This is a genomic window from Sphingomonas turrisvirgatae, from assembly GCF_001721295.1.
GTDB classification, from domain to species: Bacteria; Pseudomonadota; Alphaproteobacteria; order Sphingomonadales; family Sphingomonadaceae; genus Sphingomonas; species Sphingomonas turrisvirgatae.
On sequence record NZ_MDDS01000024.1, the window covers coordinates 106,292 to 129,771 of the forward strand.

19 protein-coding genes are annotated in these 23,480 nt (G+C 66.2%); 15 read left to right on the forward strand and 4 right to left on the reverse strand.

The genetic code is table 11. From position 1 onward, the window contains the following. Positions 1–11: 11 nt before the first annotated feature. The 6 genes from BFL28_RS10345 (at position 12) to BFL28_RS10370 (ending at position 7,640) form a co-directional block, all read left to right on the forward strand. Positions 12–1,040, forward strand: coding sequence for an aromatic ring-hydroxylating oxygenase subunit alpha (locus tag BFL28_RS10345; RefSeq protein WP_069320477.1), 1,029 nt, complete (start codon positions 12–14; stop codon positions 1,038–1,040). A 158-nt stretch (positions 1,041–1,198) separates the two neighbouring features. Continuing rightward, positions 1,199–1,633 (forward strand): Saro_0803 family transcriptional regulator, encoded by a 435-nt coding sequence (locus tag BFL28_RS10350; protein WP_069320478.1) that lies wholly within the window; start codon positions 1,199–1,201, stop codon positions 1,631–1,633. Positions 1,634–1,681: 48 nt separating this feature from the next. Next, positions 1,682–3,010, forward strand: coding sequence for an MFS transporter (locus BFL28_RS10355; protein WP_069320584.1), 1,329 nt, complete (start codon positions 1,682–1,684; stop codon positions 3,008–3,010). Between the two features lie 74 nt (positions 3,011–3,084). Beyond that, positions 3,085–4,509: an aldehyde dehydrogenase gene (locus tag BFL28_RS10360; RefSeq protein WP_241527290.1), complete on the forward strand. Its 1,425-nt coding sequence runs from the start codon at positions 3,085–3,087 to the stop codon at positions 4,507–4,509. A gap of 58 nt (positions 4,510–4,567) precedes the next feature. Further along, positions 4,568–5,404, forward strand: a complete 837-nt coding sequence (locus tag BFL28_RS10365) for a p-hydroxycinnamoyl CoA hydratase/lyase (RefSeq protein ID WP_069320479.1) — start codon at positions 4,568–4,570, stop codon at positions 5,402–5,404. A 142-nt stretch (positions 5,405–5,546) separates the two neighbouring features. After that, positions 5,547–7,640, forward strand: a complete 2,094-nt coding sequence (locus BFL28_RS10370; RefSeq protein WP_069320480.1) for an acetate--CoA ligase family protein — start codon at positions 5,547–5,549, stop codon at positions 7,638–7,640. 3 nt (positions 7,641–7,643) lie between these two features. Here the strand turns inward: BFL28_RS10370 and BFL28_RS10375 are convergent, their stop codons facing one another. Beyond that, positions 7,644–8,096, reverse strand: a complete 453-nt coding sequence (locus BFL28_RS10375; RefSeq protein WP_069320586.1) for a MarR family winged helix-turn-helix transcriptional regulator — start codon at positions 8,094–8,096, stop codon at positions 7,644–7,646. 139 nt (positions 8,097–8,235) lie between these two features. Between BFL28_RS10375 and BFL28_RS10380 the strand changes: the two genes are divergently transcribed. Continuing rightward, positions 8,236–10,917: a TonB-dependent receptor domain-containing protein gene (locus BFL28_RS10380; protein ID WP_069320481.1), complete on the forward strand. Its 2,682-nt coding sequence runs from the start codon at positions 8,236–8,238 to the stop codon at positions 10,915–10,917. 120 nt (positions 10,918–11,037) lie between these two features. Here the strand turns inward: BFL28_RS10380 and BFL28_RS10385 are convergent, their stop codons facing one another. Then, the gene (locus BFL28_RS10385) at positions 11,038–11,517 is read right to left on the reverse strand and encodes a MarR family winged helix-turn-helix transcriptional regulator (protein WP_158011646.1); all 480 of its coding nucleotides are present in this window, start codon (positions 11,515–11,517) and stop codon (positions 11,038–11,040) included. A 68-nt stretch (positions 11,518–11,585) separates the two neighbouring features. On the opposite strand from BFL28_RS10385, the gene BFL28_RS10390 reads away from it, so the two are divergent. Genes BFL28_RS10390 through BFL28_RS20165 form a run of 8 tightly spaced genes read left to right on the forward strand, consistent with a single transcriptional unit; the run spans position 11,586 to position 21,327 of the window. Next, a complete protein-coding gene (locus BFL28_RS10390; RefSeq protein WP_069320482.1) occupies positions 11,586–12,158 on the forward strand; it encodes a TRAP transporter small permease in 573 nt (190 codons plus the stop codon). After that, positions 12,148–13,452 carry a TRAP transporter large permease gene (locus BFL28_RS10395; RefSeq protein WP_069320588.1) on the forward strand — a complete coding sequence of 435 codons (1,305 nt, stop codon included), beginning with the start codon at positions 12,148–12,150 and terminating at the stop codon, positions 13,450–13,452. The genes BFL28_RS10390 and BFL28_RS10395 overlap by 11 nt, the downstream gene beginning before the upstream one ends. Beyond that, positions 13,452–14,495, forward strand: coding sequence for a TRAP transporter substrate-binding protein DctP (gene dctP / locus BFL28_RS10400; RefSeq protein ID WP_069320483.1), 1,044 nt, complete (start codon positions 13,452–13,454; stop codon positions 14,493–14,495). Before BFL28_RS10395 ends, dctP begins: the two co-directional genes overlap by 1 nt. Beyond that, positions 14,492–15,670 (forward strand): CaiB/BaiF CoA transferase family protein, encoded by a 1,179-nt coding sequence (locus BFL28_RS10405; RefSeq protein WP_069320484.1) that lies wholly within the window; start codon positions 14,492–14,494, stop codon positions 15,668–15,670. Before dctP ends, BFL28_RS10405 begins: the two co-directional genes overlap by 4 nt. Then, entirely contained in the window at positions 15,670–16,632 is a 963-nt protein-coding gene (locus BFL28_RS10410; RefSeq protein WP_069320485.1) for a CoA transferase, read from the forward strand. Before BFL28_RS10405 ends, BFL28_RS10410 begins: the two co-directional genes overlap by 1 nt. Next, positions 16,629–17,795 (forward strand): CaiB/BaiF CoA transferase family protein, encoded by a 1,167-nt coding sequence (locus BFL28_RS10415; RefSeq protein ID WP_069320486.1) that lies wholly within the window; start codon positions 16,629–16,631, stop codon positions 17,793–17,795. The genes BFL28_RS10410 and BFL28_RS10415 overlap by 4 nt, the downstream gene beginning before the upstream one ends. Then, positions 17,792–19,033 (forward strand): CaiB/BaiF CoA transferase family protein, encoded by a 1,242-nt coding sequence (locus BFL28_RS10420; RefSeq protein WP_069320487.1) that lies wholly within the window; start codon positions 17,792–17,794, stop codon positions 19,031–19,033. The genes BFL28_RS10415 and BFL28_RS10420 overlap by 4 nt, the downstream gene beginning before the upstream one ends. Further along, positions 19,033–21,327 carry a 2-hydroxyacyl-CoA dehydratase family protein gene (locus tag BFL28_RS20165; RefSeq protein ID WP_206599102.1) on the forward strand — a complete coding sequence of 765 codons (2,295 nt, stop codon included), beginning with the start codon at positions 19,033–19,035 and terminating at the stop codon, positions 21,325–21,327. Before BFL28_RS10420 ends, BFL28_RS20165 begins: the two co-directional genes overlap by 1 nt. Here the strand turns inward: BFL28_RS20165 and pobA are convergent. Both pobA and BFL28_RS10435 read right to left on the reverse strand, forming a co-directional pair. Continuing rightward, on the reverse strand, positions 21,324–22,493 hold the full coding sequence (gene pobA / locus BFL28_RS10430; protein WP_069320488.1) for a 4-hydroxybenzoate 3-monooxygenase: 1,170 nt from the start codon (positions 22,491–22,493) through the stop codon (positions 21,324–21,326). The two genes, BFL28_RS20165 and pobA, sit on opposite strands and share 4 nt — an antisense overlap. Beyond that, a complete protein-coding gene (locus BFL28_RS10435) occupies positions 22,490–23,437 on the reverse strand; it encodes a Gfo/Idh/MocA family oxidoreductase (protein ID WP_069320489.1) in 948 nt (315 codons plus the stop codon). The genes pobA and BFL28_RS10435 overlap by 4 nt, the downstream gene beginning before the upstream one ends. Positions 23,438–23,480: the final 43 nt, after the last annotated feature.

The window sequence follows — 23,480 nt, forward strand, 5'->3', positions numbered from 1 at the left end:
GGATCGAGGCAATGACCTGGATAACCAATCGGTGGTACGTCGCGGCGTGGGATTCGGAAGTCGATCGCACGCCGATCGCCCGCACCATTTGCGGCGAGCCTGTGATGCTGTTCCGCAAGCTGGATCGCAGTGTCGTGGCGATGCGCGACGCCTGCCCCCACCGGCTGTTGCCGCTCTCGATGGGGTTCAAGGAGGGGGACTCGGTGCGCTGCCGCTATCACGGCCTGCTCATCGGGTCCGATGGCTGCGCCACGCAGATGCCGATCAAGCACGAGCAAGTGCCCAAGGGCCTGTGCGCCACGCTGTATCCAGTGATTGAGAAGCACCGTTTCGTGTGGATCTGGATCGGCGAGGCGGCAAAGGCCGATCCGGCGCTGATCCCCGACTTCTGGCCATGCAGTGCGCCGGGCTGGACCTTCGATGGCGGCTATAACCACATCGCCTGCGATTATCGGCTGGTCATCGACAATCTGATGGACCTTTCCCACGAAACCTGGGTGCATCAGGGATCGATCGGTCAGCACGAAATCCTGGAAGCGCCGATCGAGACGGTGGTCGATGGTGATGAAGTGCGCGTGCGCCGCTGGATGCCCGGCATCGAGCCGCCGCCATTCTGGCGCGACGCGCTGCGTTCGGCGGGACCGGTCGACCGTTGGCAGGTGTGCCATTTCATCGAGCCGTCCTCAGTGCTGATCGACGTTGGCGTCTCGCCGGTCGAGGCAGGCGATACAATCGACGACCATGATTCAGGGGTGCGCGGCTTTGTCGTGGACGCGATGACGCCCGAATCCGCGACGACCACGCACTATTTCTGGGGCATGGCACGCAACTTCGACATCGACGATGCCGGCTTTACCGCTCGCTTCAAGGCGCAGCAGGGCCAGGTGTTCGACGAGGATGTCGAAGTGCTGGAGGCGCAGCAGCGCAGCATCGATGCCAATCCCGACATGAAGCTGCGCGGCTATTCGATCGACCAGGGAAGCGTGCGGGCACGGCAGATCATCAAGCGGCTGGTCGAGGCGGAACGGGCGATCGGATAGTCACTGCCGATTGCCACGAGCCTGTCACCCGGTCTTGTGTCGGGGTCCACCGCGCGGCAAGCAATGCGAATGAGGCTCCCATATATTGCTGGACCGCACTGTGGATCGCTGCACCACGCCGCGGTGACGATGGCCGGCTGGACGCAATCGGCGCGCGCATGACCCGCCCTCGCATCACGCGCGGCGATCTCGATCGCAATCTCGGCCTGCGGTTGCGTCGTGCGCACGGGGCGGTCCAGCGGCATTTCCTCGACCATTTCAGCGAACTCGGCCTCACGCAGAAACAAGTGTCGGTGCTGTGGCTGACCGGCGATCATCCGGACCTGGCGCAAACCGATCTCGCTGCCGCGCTCGACATGGATCGTGCAACCACCATGGCGCTGGTGCACGGCCTGGAGAAGCGCGGCCTGCTCGTCCGCCGCCCGTCCGCGACCGATCGGCGGCGCATCGCCTTTCGCCTGACCGACGCCGGGACCGCCGTGCTCGCGGACGCAAAGGCAGCGATCGTCGAGCATGAAGCGTGGCTGAAAGATCGTTTTACCGCCGGCGAGCTGAAAACACTCGAAGAACTGCTTGCGCGCATCTACCGCTGAACTAGTTTGCCGGTATAACAATGACAGCATGAACGCCTGGAGGGGATGATGGCCACCGATCCACGCGCGGTGATCGACCGCGAACCGATGTCGCGATTCCAATGGGGTATCGTCGCGACGATGGTCGGGCTCAATGCGCTCGATGGGTTCGATGTCCTGTCGATCAGCTTTGCATCGCCCGGCATCGCCAAGGACTGGGGCATCGATCGCGCCGCGCTCGGCCTGGTGCTGTCGATGGAGTTGATCGGCATGGCGGTCGGCTCGCTGTTCCTGGGCGGCATCGCCGATCGGATCGGACGGCGCGCGACCATCCTGTCCTGCCTGGCGTTGATGACCATCGGCATGCTTGGTGCCGCGACCGCGCACTCGATCGAGATCCTGTCGGCCTGGCGCGTGCTCACCGGCCTCGGCATCGGGGGAATGCTCGCAGCGACCAACGCGGCGATGGCAGAGGCTGCGAACGCGCGACAGCGCTCGCTGGCGGTCGTGCTGATGGCGGCAGGCTACCCCGTCGGTACCATTATCGGCGGCTCGATCTCGGCCGTGCTGCTGGCGCATTACGACTGGCGGGCGGTGTTCGTTTTCGGGGCGTTCTGTTCCGTGCTGTTCATTCCGCTGGTGCTGTGGCGCGCACCGGAGTCCGTGGCGTTCCTGATGCACAAGCGTCCGCCGGACGCACTTCACCGCATCAACGCGACGCTGACGCGCATGGGGCACCCGCCGGTCGATTCGTTGCCCGATATGGTGGCGGGCGCGCCGCGCAAGACGCCGCTGATCGACCTGTTCTCCCCAACCCTGCTGCGCGGCACGGTGCTGTTGACGCTCGCTTATCTCATGCACATCATGACCTTCTATTTCATCCTGAAATGGATCCCGAAGATCGTTGTGGACATGGGCTTCCCGGCGCCGCAGGCGGCCGGCGTGCTGGTCTGGGCCAGTATCGGCGGCGCGGCCGGATCGCTGATCCTGGGCCTGCTCACCGGCAAGCTGCGCCTGCTCGGCCTTACCATCTTCGCCATGCTTGCCTCGACCGTGCTGGTGGCGGTGTTCGGACGTGCGCAGACCGATCTCACGTCGCTCTCGATGGTTGCAGCCATTGCCGGTTTCGCAACCAACGCCGGGGTCGTCGGCCTGTATGCCTTGATCGCCCAGTCGTTCCCGACCGGCGTGCGTGCCACCGCAACCGGCTTCGTCATCGGCGTAGGCCGCGGCGGATCGGCCCTCGCGCCGGCGTTGGCGGGCTTGCTGTTCGCTGCCGGCTACGGGCTGCAAACGGTCGCGATCCTGATGGGCCTTGGATCTATCATCGGCGCCATCGCGCTGTTCGCCATGCGCGGATGGTCGGCGCCGCAGGACGCCGCCCTCGAAAGCCGCTGACACGCGTGCGCTTCCCGAGACTTGCATCCGCCAAATTTACGTTATAGAGTATAACAATAAGGAGAGAGGCGCTCATGGCAACGATGGCACCGCCGGCACCCGGCACCAGCTTCACCCGCTTGAACCCGGTCACCGGCGAGGTTGCGACCGAAGCGAAGGCATTTACGGTGGCCGACGCGAATGTGGCCGTCGACGCCGCTGCAGCTGCCTTCCCGGCATGGTCGGCGCTGGGCCCCAACGCTCGCCGCGCCGCGCTGAACAAGGCGGCCGACGTGCTGGCGGGGAAGGTCGAGGATTTCGTCGATGCGATGAAGGGAGAGATCGGCGCGACCGAAGGCTGGGCGCGTTTCAACCACATGCTTGCCGTGTCGATGGTGCGCGAAGCGGCTGCGTTGACCACGCAGATCGGCGGCGAGGTCATTCCGTCCGACAAGCCGGGCTGCATCGCCATGGCGGTCCGCGAGCCGGTCGGCGTGATGCTGGGCATCGCGCCGTGGAATGCGCCCATCATCCTTGGCGTGCGCGCCGTCGCGACGCCGCTTGCCTGCGGCAACACCGTGGTGCTGAAGGCGAGCGAGCAGTGCCCGCGTACGCACAGCCTGATCGCCGAGGCATTCAACGAAGCGCTGCCCGAGGGCGCGGTCAGCATCGTGACGAACGCCCCGGCGGATGCGCCGGAGATCGTCGGCGCGCTGATCGATAATCCACACGTGCGCCGCATCAACTTCACCGGCTCGACCGCCGTGGGGCGCATCATCGCCAAGCGCGCTGCCGAGCATCTGAAGCCGGTGCTGCTGGAACTTGGCGGCAAGGCGCCGCTGATCGTGCTCGACGACGCCGATCTCGACGAAGCGGTCAAGGCCGCCGCGTTCGGCGCGTTCATGAACCAGGGCCAGATCTGCATGTCGACCGAGCGGATCATTGTGGTCGAGGCGGTCGCAGATGCCTTTGTCGAGAAGTTCAAGGCGAAGGTCGGCACGATGCCGGTCGGGGATCCGCGTGAAGGCAAGACCCCGCTAGGAGCGGTGGTCGATCAGAAGACCGTCGATCATGTCCGCAGCCTGATCGACGATGCGATCGGTGCCGGCGCGGTGCAGGTCAATGGCGGCGAGGCGAACGGCGTGCTGATGCCCGCGCATGTCATCGATCGTGTGACGCCGGAGATGAAGCTGTTCCGCGACGAAAGCTTCGGCCCGGTGGTGGGCGTGATCCGCGCGCGCGACGAGGCGCATGCGATCGACTTCGCGAACGACACCGAGTACGGCCTGTCCGCCGCGGTGTTCACGCGCGACACCGCACGCGGCCTGCGCGTTGCCCGGCAGATCAAGTCGGGCATCTGCCACGTCAACGGCCCGACCGTGCATGACGAGGCACAGATGCCGTTCGGCGGCGTCAAGGCATCGGGCTATGGCCGCTTCGGCGGGCGCGCCGGCATCGACAGCTTCACCGAACTGCGCTGGATCACGATCGAGACGCAGCCGGGCCACTATCCGATTTGATGAATAGCCGCACGGTCCGGCGCAGCGCCGGGCCGTCCAGCGCGAACGAGGAAGACCAATGACCGAAACTTCGAGCAACGGCGTCGTCGCATATGACGTCGAGAACGGTATCGCATGGGTGCGTTTCAACCGTCCGGACAAGCGCAACGCAATGAGCCCGACGCTCAACCGCGACATGATGGAAGTGCTCGATCTCCTCGAATTTCGCGACGACGTCGGCGTGCTCGTCCTGTCGGGCGAGGGGCCGGCCTGGACCGCCGGCATGGACCTCAAGGAATATTTCCGCGAAACCGAGGCGAAGGGTCTGGCCGGCACGCGCAAGGCGCAGCGCGAAAGCTATGGCTGGTGGCGCCGCCTGCGCTGGTACCAGAAGCCGACGATCGCGATGGTCAATGGCTGGTGCTTCGGCGGCGGCTATGGCCCGCTGTTCGCCTGCGACCTCGCCTTTGCCGCGGAAGAGGCCAAATTCGGCCTGTCCGAGATCAACTGGGGCATCCTGCCCGGCGGCGGCGCGACCAAGGTCGCGCAGGAACTGATGCCGTTCCGCAAGGCGATGTATCATGCGATGATGGGCGAGACTATCGACGGCAAGACCGCAGTCGAATGGGGCCTCGTCAACGAGGCGCTCCCGCTGGCGCAGCTCAAGGACCGCGTCACGCAAGTCGCCAACGAGCTGCTCAAGAAGAACCCGGTGGCGCTGAAGGCGACCAAGGACGCGATGAAGCGTGTCGGCATCATGAGCTATGACGATGCCGAGGACTATCTGGTCCGCGCGCAGGAAGCGGCCAACAGCTACGACAGTGAAGGTCGCAAGGAAGGTATCCGTCAGTTCATCGATGAAAAGAGCTACAAGCCGGGACTCGGTGCGTACGACAAGGATCGCGTTAAGGCGTGATCTGAAGGGCAAGTCGCCATCACCCTTCCCACCCTCTGCGCGAGCGGGCCCCTTCCCTTTCCCTGTGGAAGAGGCAAGGAGGCGCGAAGCGCCGGAGGGGTGAGGGTGAACCGTCCTCGATTATTTTGACCAAGGGACCGCCATGTCCGCCCCCGACCTTTCCCGCCTGCTCACCCCCCGTTCGGTCGTCATCGTCGGCGCCTCACCGACCCCGGGCGCACTGGGCAACAGCGTTCTTCGCAACCTCGAGCGGCACGGATTTTCGGGCGACATCCACCTCATCAACCCAAAGCGGGACGAGATCGACGGGCGTAAATGCCTGAAATCGATCGACGAACTGCCGGACGGCGTGGACGCGGCGGTGCTGGCGATTCCCGGTCCTGCCGTGCTGGGCGCGGTGCAGGCACTCGCTGCGCGCGGCGTCGGCGCGGCAATCATCTTTTCGGCCGGCTTTGCCGAGGGCGGCGAGGAAGGGCTGGCGGCACAAGCCGAAGTCGCGCGTATTGCCGACGAATGTGGCATGGTGGTCGAGGGACCCAATTGCCTGGGCCTGGTCAACTATGCCGCCGGCGTGCCGCTGACTTTCGTCGAAACGCCGCCGCTTGATCTCACCAACAAGCCCGCGGTGGGCATCGTCAGCCAGTCGGGCGCGATGGCAGTGGTACTCGCCCCCAATCTGATCGCCAAGGGCCTTGGTATCACCCTTTCGGTGTCGACGGGCAATGAAGCCGCATCGGGGGTCGAAGATTATGTCGAGTACCTGATCGGCGATCCGGCGACCCCGGCGATCGCGATGATCGTCGAGCAGTTCCGCCAGCCGGCACGCTTCCTTGCGCTCGCAGAGAAGGCGCGTGCTGCGGGCAAGCCGATCGTGCTGCTGCACCCGGGCACCTCGGCCGCCGCGCGCGAATCCGCGGCGACGCACACCGGCGCGATGGCCGGCGATTGGCAGCTGATGAAGGCCAAGGTCGAGCGCGCTGGCGTAATCCTGGTCGATAGCCTGGAAGCGCTGGGCGATGTCGTCGAGATCGCCGTGCGCGCCAAGCCCGTGCGTCCCGGCGGCACCGCGGTGCTGACGGAGAGTGGCGCGTTCAAGGCGCTGGTGCTGGATCTGGCGGAAAATATCGGGCTTGAGCTGCCGGCAGTCGACGGCGTGACCGCGGACGCGATGCGCGCAGCGATCCCCGACTTCATCCCCGTGTCGAACCCGATGGACCTGACGGCCCAGGCGCTGGTCGATCCCGATCTCTATCGCCGCACACTCAGCCCGCTGCTCGCGGACGACAAGTATGCGGCGCTGGTGTTCGGCATCATCCAGACCGACCCGGCCACATGCGCACGCAAATTTCCCGCCATCATTGATGCGGTGAAGGCCCTTGCACCCGAAAAGCCGGTGATCTTCGCGGGCATCGACGAGGGCGGCGAGGTTCCGGCCCAGTATATCGCGGGCCTGCGCGAGATCGGAGTTCCCTATTTCCCTTCGCCCGAACGCGCATTCCGCGCGCTGCGCCATCTAGGCAGGTTCGCGATGCGCGACTTCGCTCGCGCCGATGCGTCACCGGTCCCGCTCGAACTGCCGTCGGGCGTAATTCCCGAACATCGCGCGAAACATCTGCTCAGCGCCGTCGGCATCCCCTTCCCCGCCGGTGGCTTCGCGGCGAGCGCCGACGAAGCCAAGGCGATTGCCGCCCAGGTCGGCTACCCCGTCGCCATCAAGGCGCAGTCTGCCGACTTGAGCCACAAGAGCGACGCCGGCGGCGTGCTGCTGGGTATTGCCGACGACGCGGCACTCTATGCGGCGTGGGCAGAACTCTACGGCAATGTCGCGGCTTACGATCCGGCCATCGCACTGGACGGTGCGCAGGTCGAGGCGATGGGCAAGCGCGGCGTCGAGCTGATCGTCGGCGCGCGCAACGATGCAGAGTGGGGTCCGGTCATCCTCGTCGGCTTTGGCGGGGTGACGGCGGAACTGCTGCACGATGTCCGCCTGCTGCCCATCGACCTTACGCACGAGGCGATCGTCACCGAATTGCGCCAGCTCAAGCAGGCCGCGCTGCTCGGCGGTTATCGCGGTTCGCCCGCGCTCGACATCGATGCAGTGGCCAGGCTGATCGCCGGTCTCGGCCGCGTCCTTGCCGGAACGCCGAACATCCGCGAAATCGACCTCAATCCGGTCGTCGTCTATCCCGAGGGCGAAGGTGTGGTCGCGCTCGACGCGCTGATCCTGGCCGACTGAACCTCAATCCGCGGCCGGGTCGCGCCGCTCGATCCGGCCCAGCAATTCGAGCAATGTCGCCTTCTCGGCGGCGCTGAACTCCGCCAGCATTCGCGCCTCATGCGTCGTGATGCGTTCCAGGCACTCGTTCAGCATCGAGCGCCCCGCATCGGTGATGCCCAGCGAAAAAGCGCGGCGGTCGGCCCGATCGACTTCCCGCGCAATCAGCCCGGCATCAACCAGCTCGTTGATCAGCGAAACCATGTTCGCGCGCTTGATGCCCAGCACGCGTCCGACCGCGCCCTGATTGATCCCGGGGCTGCCGGCGACGACCGACAGGATGCCGACCAGCACCTGGCGCATGCCGGTGCCTTCCATCGCCGTGGCGAAATCGGCAGCAAATGCGCCCGAGGCGCGGCGCAGATGATAGCCCACGACAGGGCCGAGGGCGCCGATTTCGTTCTGTTCTCGCGACATGACGATTGAAAAGACATGTTTGCCGGGCGGCGTCAATTGTCGCTTCCGACCGATCAGATAATGTTGACGATCCAAACTGTTTGTGTTCATATCGATTCGTGAGCCGCGCCAAGCGGCCGCTCGAAATTGGGAGGGACGGATGCGACAGGCTTATCCTCGGCTCATCGGCGCGTGCAGCGCGCTGGCGATCGCGCTCGGCGGCAACGCCGCGCTGGCGCAGGAGCCTGTGCCCAACGCCGGTCCCGAAACCGTTACCACAGATCAAGCGCAACAGGACGGCATCGTGGTCACCGGCAGCCGCCTGCGCGGCGCCGCCCCGGTCGGCTCAACCGTCATCGCCGTTGATCGCGAGGCGATTGTCGATAGCGGCGCGGTGAGCACCGATCGCCTGATCCAGCAGATCCCGCAAGTCCTCGACCTCGGCGTCAGCGAAAACTCCCGCGGGCAAGGCGGCGGCAGCGGCAACATCGCCTATGGCAACACGATCAACCTGCGCGGCATCGGGCCCTATGCCACGCTGATCCTGGTTGACGGCCATCGCGCGGTGAACAACAGCCGCGCGTTCGAACCGTCGGTGATCCCGACGCTGGGCCTTGAGCGGGTCGAAGTCGTCGCCGACGGCGCGTCGGCCATCTATGGCTCCGACGCGATCGCGGGCGTGGTCAACCTGATCCCGCGCCGCACGCTGGACGGGATCGAGGCCGTAGCGCGCGGCGGTTGGGGCGCAGACTTCCGCGAATCCACGCTGGGTATCGCGGTCGGGAAGGTGTTCGATCGCGGGCAGATCATGCTCGCCTATGAGCGCAGCTACCGATCGAACCTCAGCGGCGACGATCGCGACTTCTTCCGCTCAGACCAGCGACCGTTTGGCGGCAATGACTACCGCGTAACCCGCTGCGCGCCGGGAACGCTGCGCGCAGGCGGCGTCGCCTATGCGCTGCCCGCGCAATATACCGGCCAGCCGCTGACCGCCGGCACGACCAACAGTTGCAACGACCTGATCGGCCAGGATCTGTTTCCGCAGCAAAAGTATAATTCGGTCAACGGCACCGCATCGTTCGACGTGACCGACTGGCTGACGGTCTTTGCCGACGGCTTCTACAGCAAGCGCGAATATGAGCGCCTGCCCGCCTATTTCAGCTCGACGCTGACCGTGCCGCAGACCAACGCCTTCTTCGTCCGCCCGGCGGGCTTTGCCGGCACCAGCTATACGATCGACTATAATTTCATCAACGACCTGCCGCGCGACGTGTCGAAGGGGTCGGCAACCAACTGGCAGATCACGCCGGGCGTGCGCGTCAAGTTGCCGAGCGACTGGCAGTTCGAGGCACTGTTTACTTATGGGCGCGGTGATGACCAGTCAGACCAGGTGCGCGGGCTCAATGCGACGGCGTTGAATGCCGCGTTGGCGAGCAGCAACCCGGCGACCGCCTTCGATCCCTATGGCCTGGGCCGCACCAGCGCGGCGACGCTGCTGGCGATCAGCAACTTCGTGACGCTCTCGCCCACGCTCAATCATTTCAATGGCTATGAAGCGCGATTGAACGGGCCGTTGTTCACGCTGCCGGGCGGCCAGGTGAAGCTTGCCGCGGGCTATGAGGGACAGGAGATCGAGACCTTCCTCGGCTCGGCGCGTGGCGCCGCGGGTACGCCGATCGTGTTCCGCAACTTCCTGCGACGCGTCGATTCAGCCTATGCCGAGTTGCTGATCCCGCTATTCGGCCCGGGCAATGCGACCCCGGGCTTCGAGCGGCTCGAGGTCAATGCGGCCGTTCGCTACGACAAATATTCCGATGTCGGGGAAACCACCAATCCCAAGTTCGGCGTCAATTGGTCGCCGCTTCCGGGCCTCGTCCTTCGCGGCAGCTATGGCACGTCGTTCCGCGCGCCGCTGATCTCGCAAATCTATGGCAATTCAAACAATCTGTTCGGCCAGACCTATCAGAACCCGGCCGGCGGCGCGCCGCTCACCGGCTTTGCCTATTCCGGGCCGAACACCAACCTCGACCCCGAAGAAGCTACCACCTGGTCGGTCGGCGCGGATTGGGACGTAGCTCGCAACTTCCGCCTCAGCCTCACCTACTGGGACGTCAGCTACATCAACCAGGTCGACAGCTATCTGTCCGACCTCGCCATCCTGACACGCGAGGCGCAGTTCGCCGGCACTGGCATCATCCTGCGCGGCACGGCCGCACGCGACCGCGTGCTCCAGCTGCTGAGCCAGGGCGTCACGCTGGCACGCGGCACATTCCCCGGCGGCAACCCCAACAATGTCGACCTGTTCATCGACGGTCGCAACAACAACCTTGGCCAGTCCAAGACACGCGGCATCGATTTCGTCGCCAATTATTCGCTGACGACCGACAATGCCGGCTCGTTCGCGTTCAACGCTTCGGGCACCTATCTCTTCAAATACCAGACCGCGGCCTCGCCCGCGGGAACGCCGATCGATCGACTGAACACCATCTACAATCCGCTCAAGTTCAAGGCGCGCGGTAGCGTCACCTGGGACTATGACGCGATCCGCGTCCAGGCCACCGCAACGCATGTCGGCAGCTATCGCAACACCGCGATCACGCCCAATCAGACGGTCGACAGCTACACCCCGATCGACCTGGCCGTGACCTGGGACCTGGGCGAAATGGGCGCGCCATCGTTCCTTGGCGGCGTGACCCTGGGGCTGGAGGTGCGCAACCTGTTCGATGTCGCGCCGCCTTATGTAAACGTCGCGCCCAGCCTGAACGGCGGCGGCGGCTATGATCCATCGGCAGCCAATCCGATCGGCCGACTGATGGCGGCATCACTCAGGGTGAAGCTGTAAGCTGCGCTCCAGCTGGGCGCGAAAGCGTGAGGGGGCAAGCGATGCGCCAGGGAATGTGACGGCATCGCCCTCACCCTTCCGCCGCTTCGCGGCTCCCTCCTCTCCCCACGGGAGAGGGATTTACCGATGGAAGACGTCGTACATGCGATCGAGCGCAGCATCGAAGATCGGCCGGTCCTCGGCGCTGAGCGTCGCCAGCACCTCCGCCTCGATCCCCTTCATGATCGCGAACAGCTCGTCCAGCATCTTGCTGCCGGCGGGCAGGATGGTCAGCGCATGACGACGACGATCCACCTTCGACCGTTCACGTTGCGCCCAGCCGCGCTTTTCGAGCTCGTCGACAATCTGCACCGTGATCGACTTGTCCAGCCCGACCGTGCCGGACAGCTCCTGCTGCGACAGGCCGGGATTGGCCTCAATCAGTGCAAGCGACGAGAACAGGCCGGATCGGATGCCAAGATGCGCGGTCGCCGCTGCAAAGTCCGCCGACAGCTGGTTCTGAACGCGCCGCATCCGAAACCCGACATAGTCGCCCAGCCGGCCAAGCTGCATCCGCCGCTCGCCCACCGCCTCGACCGATTTCGCCGCACCCTTCGCCACGCTGTTTCCCTTCGCCCATCTTGAATAAGTTTGAGATGGGATAGTTGAATTTATATACGGTTTTGTTATTGACCCCATTAGACGCGCGGCCCGAGAGGCTGTCAATCAGGAGAGGCAGGCTGTCCGACCCCGTTTCCGATCCGGCGCTGCATGACGAAACGCCGACTGCCGCTGCGCCGACCGGCCTCGCCGGGCGCGCGACGTTCCTGATCGGTTCGGCCGGCCTGCTGCTGGCCACTGCAGCGGACTCGATCGCAGTGCTGGGGCGTCATAGCGGCTTCGCGCTGCACGGCGCGATCGAGATCGTGCAGGCCGCGATCGTGCTGATCGCCGCATCGTCGATGGTTAGCGTGACGCTGGTGCGCGGTCATGCCGCCGTCCACATCCTGACCGACCGTCTTACGCCTGCGCGGCGCGCCACGCTCGCTCGCATCGCCAACCTGCTCGGCGCGATCGCGGTGCTGCTGCTGGCCGGGGGATCGCTGATCCTGTTGGTCGATCTGTGGAACGGGTTCGAACGGTCCGAGCTGTTGCATATCCCGCTGCGCTGGTTCCGCCTGCTGATGATCGTGGCGCTGCTGTTCGTCGCGCTGCTGTTCCTGCGTGACGCCCTTGCCAGGGGGCGCCGCGATGACGCCTGAACTGATCGGCTTTGCCGGCATCCTGGTCCTGTTGTTCCTGCTGACCGTGGGCGTGCCGATCGGCGTGAGCCTGGCGCTGACCGGTGTGCTCGGCCTCATGGTCATGCTCTCGCCCGAAGCTGCGCTAGCGAAGGCCGGCGTGGTGGTGTTCGAAGTGGCGCAGAAATACGAGCTGGGCGTACTGCCGCTGTTCCTGCTGATGGCGCACCTGTGTTTCGCGGCGGGCGCAAGCCGCGACTTCTTCGACGTTGCCGCACGGTTCATCGGGCATCGCCGCGGCGGCCTTGGCCTAGCGGCCATCGCCGGTTGTGCGGGCTTCGGATCGATCAGCGGGTCCAGCCTCGCCACCGTCGCCACGGTCGGATCGGCCGCGCTGCCCGAGATGCGGCGCGCAGGCTATAATCCAGGCTTTGCCGCCGGCGCATTGGCGGCGGGCGGTACTTTGGGCGCGCTGATCCCGCCATCGGGTGCGCTGATCGTGTTCGGCATCATCGCCGAGGTGTCGATCGGCAAGCTGTTCACCGCCGCGATCATTCCGGGCTTCAGCCAGGCGCTGTTCTACATGATCGCGATCGGCGTGCTGTGCTGGTTCAGGCCTGAACTCGGCCCGCCCTCTGCGCGGGTTGGCTGGCGCGAGCGGATGCGCGGCTTGCTCGGCATCATCGACATCATCGTCCTGGTCGTGTTCGTGATCGGCGGGCTGATGATCGGCTGGTTCACCCCGACCGAAGCGGCTTCGGTCGGCGTGATCTGCGCCTTCATCCTGCTTGGCCTGCGCGGCGGCTTCAACCGCGCCAACATCGCCGACAGCTTTGCCAAGACGCTCACGACCACGGGTATGCTCTACCTCATCATCATGGGCGCGATCCTGTTCGCGACCTTTATCAGCGTGACCGGCCTGGCCGACCTGATGAGCCGCGCGGTGATGGCGATCGACGGTGGGCCAGTGGTGGCGATCATGGTGATGACGCTGTTGCTGCTCGTCCTCGGCTCGTTCCTCGATGGCCTCGCGCTGATGCTGCTGACCACGCCGATCTTCCTGCCGATCGCGATCGAGCTTGGCTACAGCCCGATTTGGTTCGGCATCTTCCTGGTGCGCACGATGGAGATCGGCTTCGTCCACCCGCCGCTCGGCCTCAACGTCTATGTCATTCAGTCGATCGGCAAGGACATTCCGCTCGGCAAGATTTTCAGGGGCATCGTGCCGTTCCTGATCGCCGACTTCCTCCACCTCGCCATGATCATCGCCTTCCCGATGGTGACGCTGTGGCTACCCAGCGTGACGGCCGGCTGATGCGTATCCTGCCCCTCATCCTCGCCCCTATGCTGTTCCTTGGCGCACTCGCCGGCTGTTCCGCCGCGCCTCAGCCGCGCGCCGAGCATGTGCTGACCTATGCCAGCCCTTACCCGCCCAGCCATCCGTTCGGGCTTGCCGATCAGGAGTGGATGAAGTGGATCGCAACGAAGAGCGGCGGGCGCATCGCGTTCAAACCCTATTGGTCGGGCGCGTTGCTGTCGTCCGAGATGAGCATGGAGGAAATCCGCCATGGGGTCGCCGATATCGGCCTCATCACTCCAATCTATTCCAAGGGCGGCGCGCATCTGTTGCGCTCGCAATCCGCCTTCTATGGCGGGATTCGCGACATCACCGATCAGGTGGAAGTCTATGATTGCCTGGCCGCGCGTTTCCCCCAGTTCGGCAAGGAGCTGCACGGGCTGCATGTCCTGGCGGTGCAGGGCGGCAACTTTCCGGGCGTGCTGACGCGCGACCGACCGATCCGGACGCTTGCCGACTTCAAGGGGCTGCGCCTGCGCGCACAGACCGATGCGGTCGACATTCTGAAACAACTGGGCGCAGACCCGGTCAACATGCCGATGGGCGAAGTCTATTCGGCGCTGGCCAAGGGCGTGATCGACGGCGTCGTCGCGCCGGCCGACACGATCCGCAGCCTGCACTTCGCCGAGGTGGCCAGGCATTTCACGACAATCCGCGTCAGCCGCGGCGCCTATCCCGCGCGTGCCATGTCGGACCGCGCATGGCGCCGTCTGCCGCCCGAGCTGCAAGCGATCATGGACGAAGGTCGGCGCGTCTGGGAAGCCGCGCTCAACCGCCAGCTGCTGAAGGCCGAGGAAGCCGGCATCGCCTATGGCAAGTCCAACGGCATCAGCTTCAGCCCGATCTCCCCGGCCGAACAACAGGCGTTCGACGCGCTCTACAACAAGGACGCGCTGATCCAGGCGAGGCGGCTGGCGAATGTCGGCATCGACGCCGTCCCCATCTATCGCGAAGCCCAGCGGCTGATCGCTGCGGGCGACATTCGATGCGAGGCCAAATGACGACCCTCCCCCTCGCCGGCGTGAAGATCGCCGATTTCTCGTGGGTCGGCGCCGGCCCGCGCGCGACCAAGGACATGGCCGACCTGGGCGCGGACGTGATCAAGATCGAATCGCGCAAGCGGCTCGACCTCGGCCGCCTGTCGCCGCCCTTTGCCGGCGGCACGCGCGATCCCGACGCCTCGACCTTCTTCGCCATCACCAACACCAGCAAGCGCGGGGTGACGATCAACCTCACCGACCCGCGCGGGGTCGAGGTGGCGAAGAAGCTCGTCGCCTGGGCCGATATCGTGGTCGAGAATTTCAGCTTCGGCTATATGGACCGGATCGGCCTTGGCTATGACGTGCTCAAGGCGATCAAGCCCGACATCATCTTCGTCAGCGTCAGCGTCGCGGGGCGCAAGGGGCCGCTCGGACCCATGCGCGGCTATGGCAACAGCGCGGCGGCGCTCTCGGGCCTGGCACATCTGTCCGGCTGGCCCGACCGCGACCCGCACATGCCGCCCTTCGCTTATGGCGATGTCGTGGCGCCGATGTTCGCCACCGTCGCCATGCTCGCCGCGCTCGATTATCGCCGCGTGACGGGCGAGGGGCAGCATATCGATATCAGCCAGGTCGAGCCGCTCGTCCATGTCATCGCCGATCAACTGCATGCGCAGGAAAAGCCCGGCAACCGCTCGCCCCATTACGTCCCGCACGGCGCGTTCCCGGCGCGCGGCGTCGATCAGTGGATCGCGATTGCGGTGCGAGATGATGCGGAATGGGCGAAGCTCGCCGACGTCGCCGGCATCGCCGGCACGCGTTTCACGACCGTCGCAGGCCGCAAGCGGCACGAGGACGACCTGGAAGCCACGCTCGCCACCTTCACCCGTCGCCACGACAAGCGCACGCTGGCGGACAAGCTCGCTGCGCTCGGCATTCCGGCCGAACCGGTCAATGACGGCCGCGACGTCTGGCGCGACCCTGAGCTCACCGAGCGTGGCCATTTCCGCGAGATCACGCACGACAAGCTCGGCACCTGCGACATGCCCGCCCCGCCGCTACGCTTTTCCGACAGCGCGATCCGCGTCGGCCCGCCGCCCAATCTCGGTCAGCACAATCACGACATCTTCGTCGATCTGCTTGGGCTGAGCGAAGCCGAGGTCGATGCCCTCACCCAGGCCGGAGCACTCGCCTGATGCTCGCCCACCTCACCATCGTTGACCTGACCGATGGCCTCGGCGAAATCGCCGGCCGCATGCTGGCGCAACTCGGCGCGAATGTCACCCGCCCCGATGCCGGTAGCCACCCGGCCTGGAACCACGGCAAGGCGACCGGCGATACCGAAGCCCTGCTCGCCACCGCCGATATCGTCTTCCGCAACCCCGGCCGCGGCCATGCCGCGTTGATCGCTGTGAACCCAAAGCTGATCGACGTCGTCATTGCCCCGTTCCTGCCCGACGGCCCCAATGACGGACGACCGGAAACCGACCTCACGCTGATGGCACGCTCCGGCCTGATGACCATTTTGGGCGATCCCGACCGCGCGCCGATGACCATGCCGGGCGAGCAGGCCTATGCGCTCGCCGGGATCCAGGGCGTTACGGCCGCGCTCACCGCGCTCCACGCCCGCGCCGCCACCGGCAAGGGTCAGCTGGTCGAGGTTTCCGCCTATCAATCCGCTGTCCTCGCCAATTATCGCGAGCCGCTGACCTGGGGCTGGACCGGCCGCATCGGCAACCGCACCGGCAATCTCCTGATCCGCGGCAAGTCCGGCGTGCGGCAGATATGGCCGTGTGCCGACGGCTTCGTCACCTGGGCGCTGGTCGACAACCCGCCGATGATGCGCGCGATGGTCAAGGCGATGGGCGACGCCGCCGGGCCGCTGGCTGGAGTCGACTGGGACTCGATCCTGGTCGCCGACACGCCGCGCGAGCAGCTGCTTGAATGGGAACATGCGGTCGAGGCGTTCTTCGCCCGACATACGCGCGCCGAACTCGGCACCTTGTCCACGCGCGGCGGACTTGGCCTGTCTTGGATCGACAGTCCTGCCGACGCGCTCGCCAGCGACCACCTTCGCGCAAGGGGGCTGTGGACCGAGGTGGATGGCATTCAATTGCCCGGCAAGCTGTGGGTATCGTCGCTGGAGGAGCAGGCATGACCGCGCTCACCGGCCTGAAAGTCGTGGACTTCAGCAAATTCCTGCCCGGTCCCTATTGCACCTGGCTGCTCGCCGATCTGGGCGCGGAGGTGATCCGCATCGAAAACCCGCGCGAACTCGCCAAGCAACGCAAGGTCTTCGGCTGGGACAAGCTGAGCGATGAGAAAAATGCCCGGCTGCGCGCGCACGACATCCTTGCCCGCAACAAGCAGAGCGTGCTGATCGACCCCGGCAGCGAGGCGGGGCGCGAGGCGATCCACCAACTGATCGCGCAGGCCGACATTCTGGTCGAGGATTACCGCCCGGGCGTGATGGCCGGCATGGGCTATGGTTGGCCCGAGATGGCCGCGCTCAACCCGCGGCTCATCTATTGCTCGGTCACCTTGTGCGGGCAGACTGGCCCCTATGCGCGAAAGCCCGGCCATGATCCGATCGCGCTTGCGATCGCCGGCGCGCTCGGGCGGATCGGCGAAGACCCCGACCGTCCCGCATTCCCCGGCGTGCCCGTCGCGGATCTGCTCAGCGGATCGAACGCGGTCATCGGCATCCTCGCCGCGGTGATTGCGCGCTCCACTACTGGCGCCGGACAACAGGTCGACGTCGCCATGTCCGACAGTTCGCTCGCGCTGATCGGCAACGTGCTGTCGCGCAATCCCGACCTCGCCAAGGCGCCGCCCAAGGGGATGCATCGCGCCGACAGCGGCATCTGGCGCTGCGCCGATGGCGAATGGCTCGTCACCACCGACATGGAACCGCGCTATTGGCGGATCTTCGTCGAAACGATCGGCCTGCCCGACCTCGCCGACCGGCAGATGGACCGCGACAGCTGGCCGGCGATGAAGGACCGCATCGCCGCCGTGATGGCGACGAAGACCCTCGACGAATGGCTTGCGATCCTCGAGGCCGCCGGCACCCAGTTCGCGCCGGTGCTGACCATCGCGCAGGCGTTGGACGACCCGCACAACCGCGCTCGCAAGATGGTGCTCGATCTTCCCGCGCCGGGCGGCGGCACCGTTCGCCATACCGGCACGCCCATCCACCTTTCCGCCACCCCCGCCGCCACGCCGCAAGTCGCCCGCCCCGCCGGGGCTGACACGCGACGCGTGCTGGAGGGGCTCGGCTACTCACCTGCGCAGATCGATGCGCTCGAAGGAACGCTATGACCGACCGTGAACGTCCGCTTGAAGGCCTGCGGGTCATCGATCTCACCCGCGCGCTGGCCGGCCCCTATGCAACCCTGCTGCTCGCCGGCCTCGGCGCCGAAGTCATCAAGATCGAGGATCCGCGCGGCGGCGACCTGGCGCGCGAGAACAGCCCCTATGTCGGCCGGGACGGGGTGACAGTCGAGCGCAAGCATGACGACGATGTCTCGATCAGCCATCTCACGCGCGCCCGGGGGAAATTGGGCGTGTCGCTCGACCTGAAGCAGCCGGAAGCGCGAGAAGTGTTCCTCGACCTCGTCCGTACCGCCGATATCGTGGTCGAGAATTTCACCGCCGGCACGGCCGACCGCCTAGGGGTCGGCTATGAAGCCGCAAAGGCTGCCAACCCACGCGTCATCTATTGCTCACTCTCCGGGTTCGGCGCCACCGCGCCCGAAGGCGGCAAGGCGATGGACATCGTCATCCAGGCGCTGTCGGGGGCAATGTACGCCAGCGGCGGTCCCGGCGAACCGCCGGTGCGCATCGGCATCCCGATCGCCGACATGCTGGCGCCGGTCTTCTCGGTCATCGGCATCCTCTCCGCGCTCGAACAGCGCCATCGCACCGGAATCGGCCAGCATATCGACGTGTCGATGCTGGGCGCGCTGACCAGCTTCGTCGCGATCGAGAACTGGTCGGCCATGGCGGCGGCAGGGATGCAGGCGCGCACCGGTCTTACCGTCCAGCGGCTGTCCCCGTTCGGCGTGTTCGAATGCGCCGACGGTTATATCGCGCTGGTCGCCGTGCATGAAAAGCTGGCGCAGGGTCTGTTCCGCGCGATGGGCCAGCCGGAACTCAGCAACGACCCCCGGTTCGCCAATCGCGACAGTCGCGTTGCGAACGCTGCCGTGCTGGAGGAAACGATCAATGGCTGGTCGCGCACGCAGTCGGTCGCCGCCGCCGTTGCCGAGCTCGAAGCGCAAGGCGTGCCGGTCGCCCCGGTGCGCCATCCCGAGGACGCCCTGCTCGACAGCCGCGTGGTCGCGCGGCACGAGGCCGTGCCCGTGGCGCATCCGAACTATACGTCGGAGATCGACCTGCGCACCGCCGGCATCCCGATCGTCTTCTCCGGTGCCGAGACCGGCTTTGACGACGTCATGCCGATCGCGGTCGGCGAGCATAATGATCGCGTGCTGACCAGCACCCTTGGCTACTCGCCCGAACGCATCGCAGCGCTTCGTGCCAAGGGCGTGATCTGATGAGCCCGGCGGAACGGCTGATCGCGGCTTGTGATGACGCAGGGGCCGTCGCCGATCGACTGCGCGGCGAGGGTGCCCGCGTCGTGCGCATACTGGGCCAGGACGCGCCCTATGCCTTGCTGCGTGCAGCCGGGCGCGCGCCGGTGCGCATGGTGCCGCGTCCCGGCCCAACGCCGGACGCCGACACGCTCGCCGGCGACGGGACGCTCTCGCAGCGCGGCCGCTCTCTGCTGCAGCAAATCGTCGCTGATACGAGCGGCACGCCGATCCTGTTCACGCACGCGAACAGCGAGTTGCCGCAGCTGTTCGCGACCGTACGTGAACTGCTGCGCACCGGGGACATCGCGCCGCGGCCGGTTCACATGTTCGACCTCATGCACCTGCCGCGCGCATCGAGCCGGACGTACAATGCACATCAGCTGGCTGACTTGATCGACTGGCTGGGCGGGGTCAATGACGCTGCGCTGGCCGCCGCCGCCGGTGAAGAACGCGAGCGCCCCGCCCTCGTCGCGCCCTTGACCGGCCGCTTGCGGATCGCCGCGATCGCCGCCGCGCATGCGCTCCCGCCGGACGAATGGCGTGAGGCGGTGGCCGCGCTGGATCCCGTCGCCACTGGGGAAGCCGTATTCCTCCTCGGGTCGCCGCATTTCTCATCCGCGCGGTCGGCCGAGCTGGAAGCACGCGTTCTCACCCTGGTCGGCGACGATCAGGACTGGGGCGATCCGCTGGTCAAAGGCTGGGCAACCAGCCCGACGACAGGCGAAGGCCTTGCCGACCCCGCCCGCCTTGCCCCGCGCATGCTCGTTCCGACTGCGGAGCGGATCGAGCGAGCGGCAAGCCGCATGGACCAATTGGGCGCTCGCAAAGCGATCTTCGTCGTGTCGCAGGGCGACGAGGCGGCCGAATGGGACGCGGGCTGGTTCGAGACGCAGCTGTCGGCGCGCGGCTTCATGGTCGAGCGGATCGCCGCCGCGCCGCCTGCGCCGCCCGCCGCCTCCGCCCGATCGCGCCGCGCCCCGCCCCCGCGCAGTCGCAAGTCGCTCACGTCCATCGCCAGCTTCGGCGCCTATCAACGCGACTGGTTCAAGGCGCTGCGCGATGCGGTTGCAGCGGGCGCACCGCTCGCGGTCGTCAACGCCAACTCGCCGCAGGAAATGCTGCGCGCGATGGACGTGCCGTTCGTCGTCAACCAATGGTGGGCGTCGATCGTCGCCGCCAAGCAGCAAAGCCCGCGCTATTTCCAGCTGCTGCGCGACCATGGCTATCCCGCCGATGCCGAGGCATACAGCTCGCAAGGGTTGGCGGCCGCGTTCGACACCGATGCCGACCACGCACCCTGGGGCGGCCTCCCGCGCCCCGCCCTGCTCCAGGCGCCGCTCGGCACCGACGCCACACCGCGCATCTTCGAACATTGGGCGCGCGAGAGCGGTGCCGACCTGTTCCTGTTCGAACGCACCGCCGACACCCGGCTCGACCTGCCGATCGACTGGTGGGATTCGATGCTGGATCGTTGGGACGAACTGCTGCAGCCGGAGCGACTCGACCTGATGCAGGCGGAACTGCGCGCCGTGATCGACCGCATCGAGGCCACGACCGACCGCCGTTTCGACGCCGACAAGTTCGCGCGGATCATGGACTTGGTGAACGAGCAGGAGGATTATTACCGCAAGACGCGCGACCTGATCGCCGCCGCGCATCCCGCGCCGGTTTCGATCACCGATACCATGCCCGCCACCATGGTGCCGCAATGGCATCGCGGCACGACATGGGCGCGCGACGCCGCGCGTGACTTCTATGAGGAAGTAAAGGCGCGGCACGAGGCCGGCGACGCCGCCTGCCCGAACGAGCGGCTGCGCCTGATGTGGGTCGGTCGCGGGCTGTGGAGCGACATGGGCTTTACGCAGCGCTGGGAAGGAAGCCATGGCGCGGTGTTCGTGTGGTCGATGTACCTCGCGCTCGCCGCCGACGGCTATATCCGCCGCACCGCGCCGGGGCAGGACCCGCTGCGCGCGCTTGCCGCCCGTTTCGTGACGATGGGCGATGAACTGCGCATGCCGACCTGGGCGGGCGAATGGCACGTCAAGGAAGCGGCGAGCCACGCCGTCGATGGCGCAGTCGCGCTGACCGACGCCGACCCCTTCGTGCTGCGCGCGCTGCGCCGCGCAGGCGTGCCGGTCCTCAGCCTCGACCTCGACAACTACAACCAGGAAGGCGTCGACGACGCCGCGATCGACGCGCAGATCGTCGCGTTTCTGGAAGGGCCGGTCAGCGAGTATCGCCAGCGCCGCCCCTAAAGCGGCAATCCCACATAGTTCTCCGCAATCGCGGTCTGCATCGCGGTGGATGTCGCGACGTAATCCAGTTCGGCGGTCTGCATGCGATGCTCGAACGCACCATCCTCGGGAAAGCGGTGCATCAGCTTGGTCAGCTGCCAGCTGAACCGTTCGGCCTTCCATATCCGCGCCAGCGCCTTTGCCTCGTATCCAGTCAGCCCTGCCTCGTCCCCGCCGTTGAAGAAGGCGATCAGCGCTTCCGCCAGATAATGAACGTCGGAGGCGGCGAGGTTCAGCCCCTTGGCCCCCGTCGGCGGCACGATGTGCGCGGCGTCGCCGGCCAGGAAGAGGCGACCGTGGCGCATCGTCTCGAACACGTAGCTGCGCAGGGGCGCGATCGACATCTCCAGCGCCTTGCCCCGCGTCACGCCATGCGTGCTGATGGGATCGAACCGCGCGGCCAGCTCATCCCACAGCCGATCCTCGCTCCAATCCTCGACCCGGTCGGTCAGCGGCACCTGGATGTAATAGCGGCTGCGCGTCTTCGACCGCATCGAGGCCAGCGCGAAGCCGCGTGCGGTATTGGCATAGATCAGTTCGTCATGGCACGGCGGGACGTCGGCGAGGATGCCGAGCCAGCCGAACGGATATTCGCGTTCATATTCGCGCGCCGCGCTTGCCGGGATCGCCTTGCGCGACGGTCCGTGAAACCCGTCGCACCCCGCGACGAACGCGCAATCCAGCCGATGCTCGACTCCGTCCTTGGCGAAGGTCAGATAGGGCGCGTCGCCCCCCACGCCATGGATCGCAACCTCCTTGGCCTCGAACATGATTCTCAGCCCGCGCTCCGGCGCCGCGTCCATCAGATCGCGTGTTACCTCGGTCTGGCCATAGACGGTAACATGCTTGCCGGTCAGCGCCTTGATATCGATGCGGATCAGCCGGTCGTCGGTAGCGAGGTTGAACCCCTCCTCGATCAACCCCTCGGCCTTCAGCCGCGCGTCGAGGCCGAGCTTCTCCATCAGCCCGGTCGTCACCGTTTCCAGCACCCCGGCGCGGATGCGGCCCAGCACATAGTCGCGCGACTGCCGCTCGACCACGACGCAATCGACCCCGGCTGCCTTGAACAGATGCCCAAGCAGCAGCCCCGACGGCCCCGCGCCGATGATCGCGACCTTTGTCTTCACCGCGTCGCTTCCAGCTGCTTCTCCAGCGCGTCGAGCACGCGATAGCAGGGCAGCACCTGCGCGACGCTCGAGTTCGGCTCGCGCCCCTCGCGGATCGCGGCGATGAACTCGCAGTCTTGCAGCTCAATCCCGTTGCTCGACACCGCCACGCCCGACAGGTCGATCGGCGCTTCCTTGCCGGTCACCAGATCGTCGTAGCGCGCGATGTAGGTGCCCGTGTCGCCGATATAGCGGAAGAAGGTGCCGAGCGGCCCGTCATTGTTGAAGCTCAAAGACAGGGTGCAGATCGCGCCGCTTTGCGCCTTCAGCTGGATCGACATGTCCATCGCGATGCCGAGTTCGGGGTGATGCGGCCCCTCGATCGCATTGGCCTGAACGATCGGGCCGGCCTGATAGGCGAACAGATCGACGGTGTGCGCGGCATGGTGCCACAGCAAATGGTCAGTCCACGAGCGCGGCTCGCCCTTGGCATTCATGTTCTGGCGGCGGAAGAAATAGGTCTGCACGTCCATCTGCTGGAGGTTCAACTCGCCGCGCACGATCTTGTCGTGAACGAACTGGTGCGATGGATTGAAGCGGCGCGTGTGGCCGACCATCGCGACCAGGCCGGTCTCCTGCTGCTTGGCCAGCACCGCCTCGGCATCGGCCAGGCTATCGGCGAGCGGGATCTCGACCTGCACATGCTTGCCAGCGTCCATGCACTGGATCGCCTGCGCGGCGTGCATCTGGGTCGGGGTGCACAGGATCACGGCATCAAGGCCGGGCTGTTCCAGCGCCTCGGCAAGGTCGGTGGTGGCGTGGCCGATGCCGTATTTGTCGGCAACCGCCCGCGTCGGCTCGATCCTGCGGCCGACGAGCGACACCACTTCGACCCCGTCGATATTCTTGAGGCCATCGAGATGCTTTTCGCCGAATGCGCCGGCGCCCGCGAGTGCGATCTTCATGTGTGCTCCAGTCCAAAACTAAATCCGTCATCCCGGCGAAAGC

Bases quoted from the DNA above. Each gene is read 5' to 3' on its own strand.
- BFL28_RS10380 (WP_069320481.1), top strand. From the start codon at position 8,236: ATGCGACAGGCTTATCCTCGGCTCATCGGCGCGTGCAGCGCGCTGGCG.
- BFL28_RS10355 (WP_069320584.1), top strand. From the start codon at position 1,682: ATGGCCACCGATCCACGCGCGGTGATCGACCGCGAACCGATGTCGCGA.
- BFL28_RS10435 (WP_069320489.1), bottom strand. From the start codon at position 23,437: ATGAAGATCGCACTCGCGGGCGCCGGCGCATTCGGCGAAAAGCATCTC.
- BFL28_RS10370 (WP_069320480.1), top strand. From the start codon at position 5,547: ATGTCCGCCCCCGACCTTTCCCGCCTGCTCACCCCCCGTTCGGTCGTC.
- dctP (WP_069320483.1), top strand. From the start codon at position 13,452: ATGCGTATCCTGCCCCTCATCCTCGCCCCTATGCTGTTCCTTGGCGCA.
- BFL28_RS10350 (WP_069320478.1), top strand. From the start codon at position 1,199: ATGACCCGCCCTCGCATCACGCGCGGCGATCTCGATCGCAATCTCGGC.
- BFL28_RS10360 (WP_241527290.1), top strand. From the start codon at position 3,085: ATGGCAACGATGGCACCGCCGGCACCCGGCACCAGCTTCACCCGCTTG.
- BFL28_RS20165 (WP_206599102.1), top strand. From the start codon at position 19,033: ATGAGCCCGGCGGAACGGCTGATCGCGGCTTGTGATGACGCAGGGGCC.
- BFL28_RS10410 (WP_069320485.1), top strand. From the start codon at position 15,670: ATGCTCGCCCACCTCACCATCGTTGACCTGACCGATGGCCTCGGCGAA.
- BFL28_RS10365 (WP_069320479.1), top strand. From the start codon at position 4,568: ATGACCGAAACTTCGAGCAACGGCGTCGTCGCATATGACGTCGAGAAC.
- BFL28_RS10395 (WP_069320588.1), top strand. From the start codon at position 12,148: ATGACGCCTGAACTGATCGGCTTTGCCGGCATCCTGGTCCTGTTGTTC.
- BFL28_RS10345 (WP_069320477.1), top strand. From the start codon at position 12: ATGACCTGGATAACCAATCGGTGGTACGTCGCGGCGTGGGATTCGGAA.
- BFL28_RS10375 (WP_069320586.1), bottom strand. From the start codon at position 8,096: ATGTCGCGAGAACAGAACGAAATCGGCGCCCTCGGCCCTGTCGTGGGC.
- BFL28_RS10405 (WP_069320484.1), top strand. From the start codon at position 14,492: ATGACGACCCTCCCCCTCGCCGGCGTGAAGATCGCCGATTTCTCGTGG.
- BFL28_RS10420 (WP_069320487.1), top strand. From the start codon at position 17,792: ATGACCGACCGTGAACGTCCGCTTGAAGGCCTGCGGGTCATCGATCTC.
- BFL28_RS10415 (WP_069320486.1), top strand. From the start codon at position 16,629: ATGACCGCGCTCACCGGCCTGAAAGTCGTGGACTTCAGCAAATTCCTG.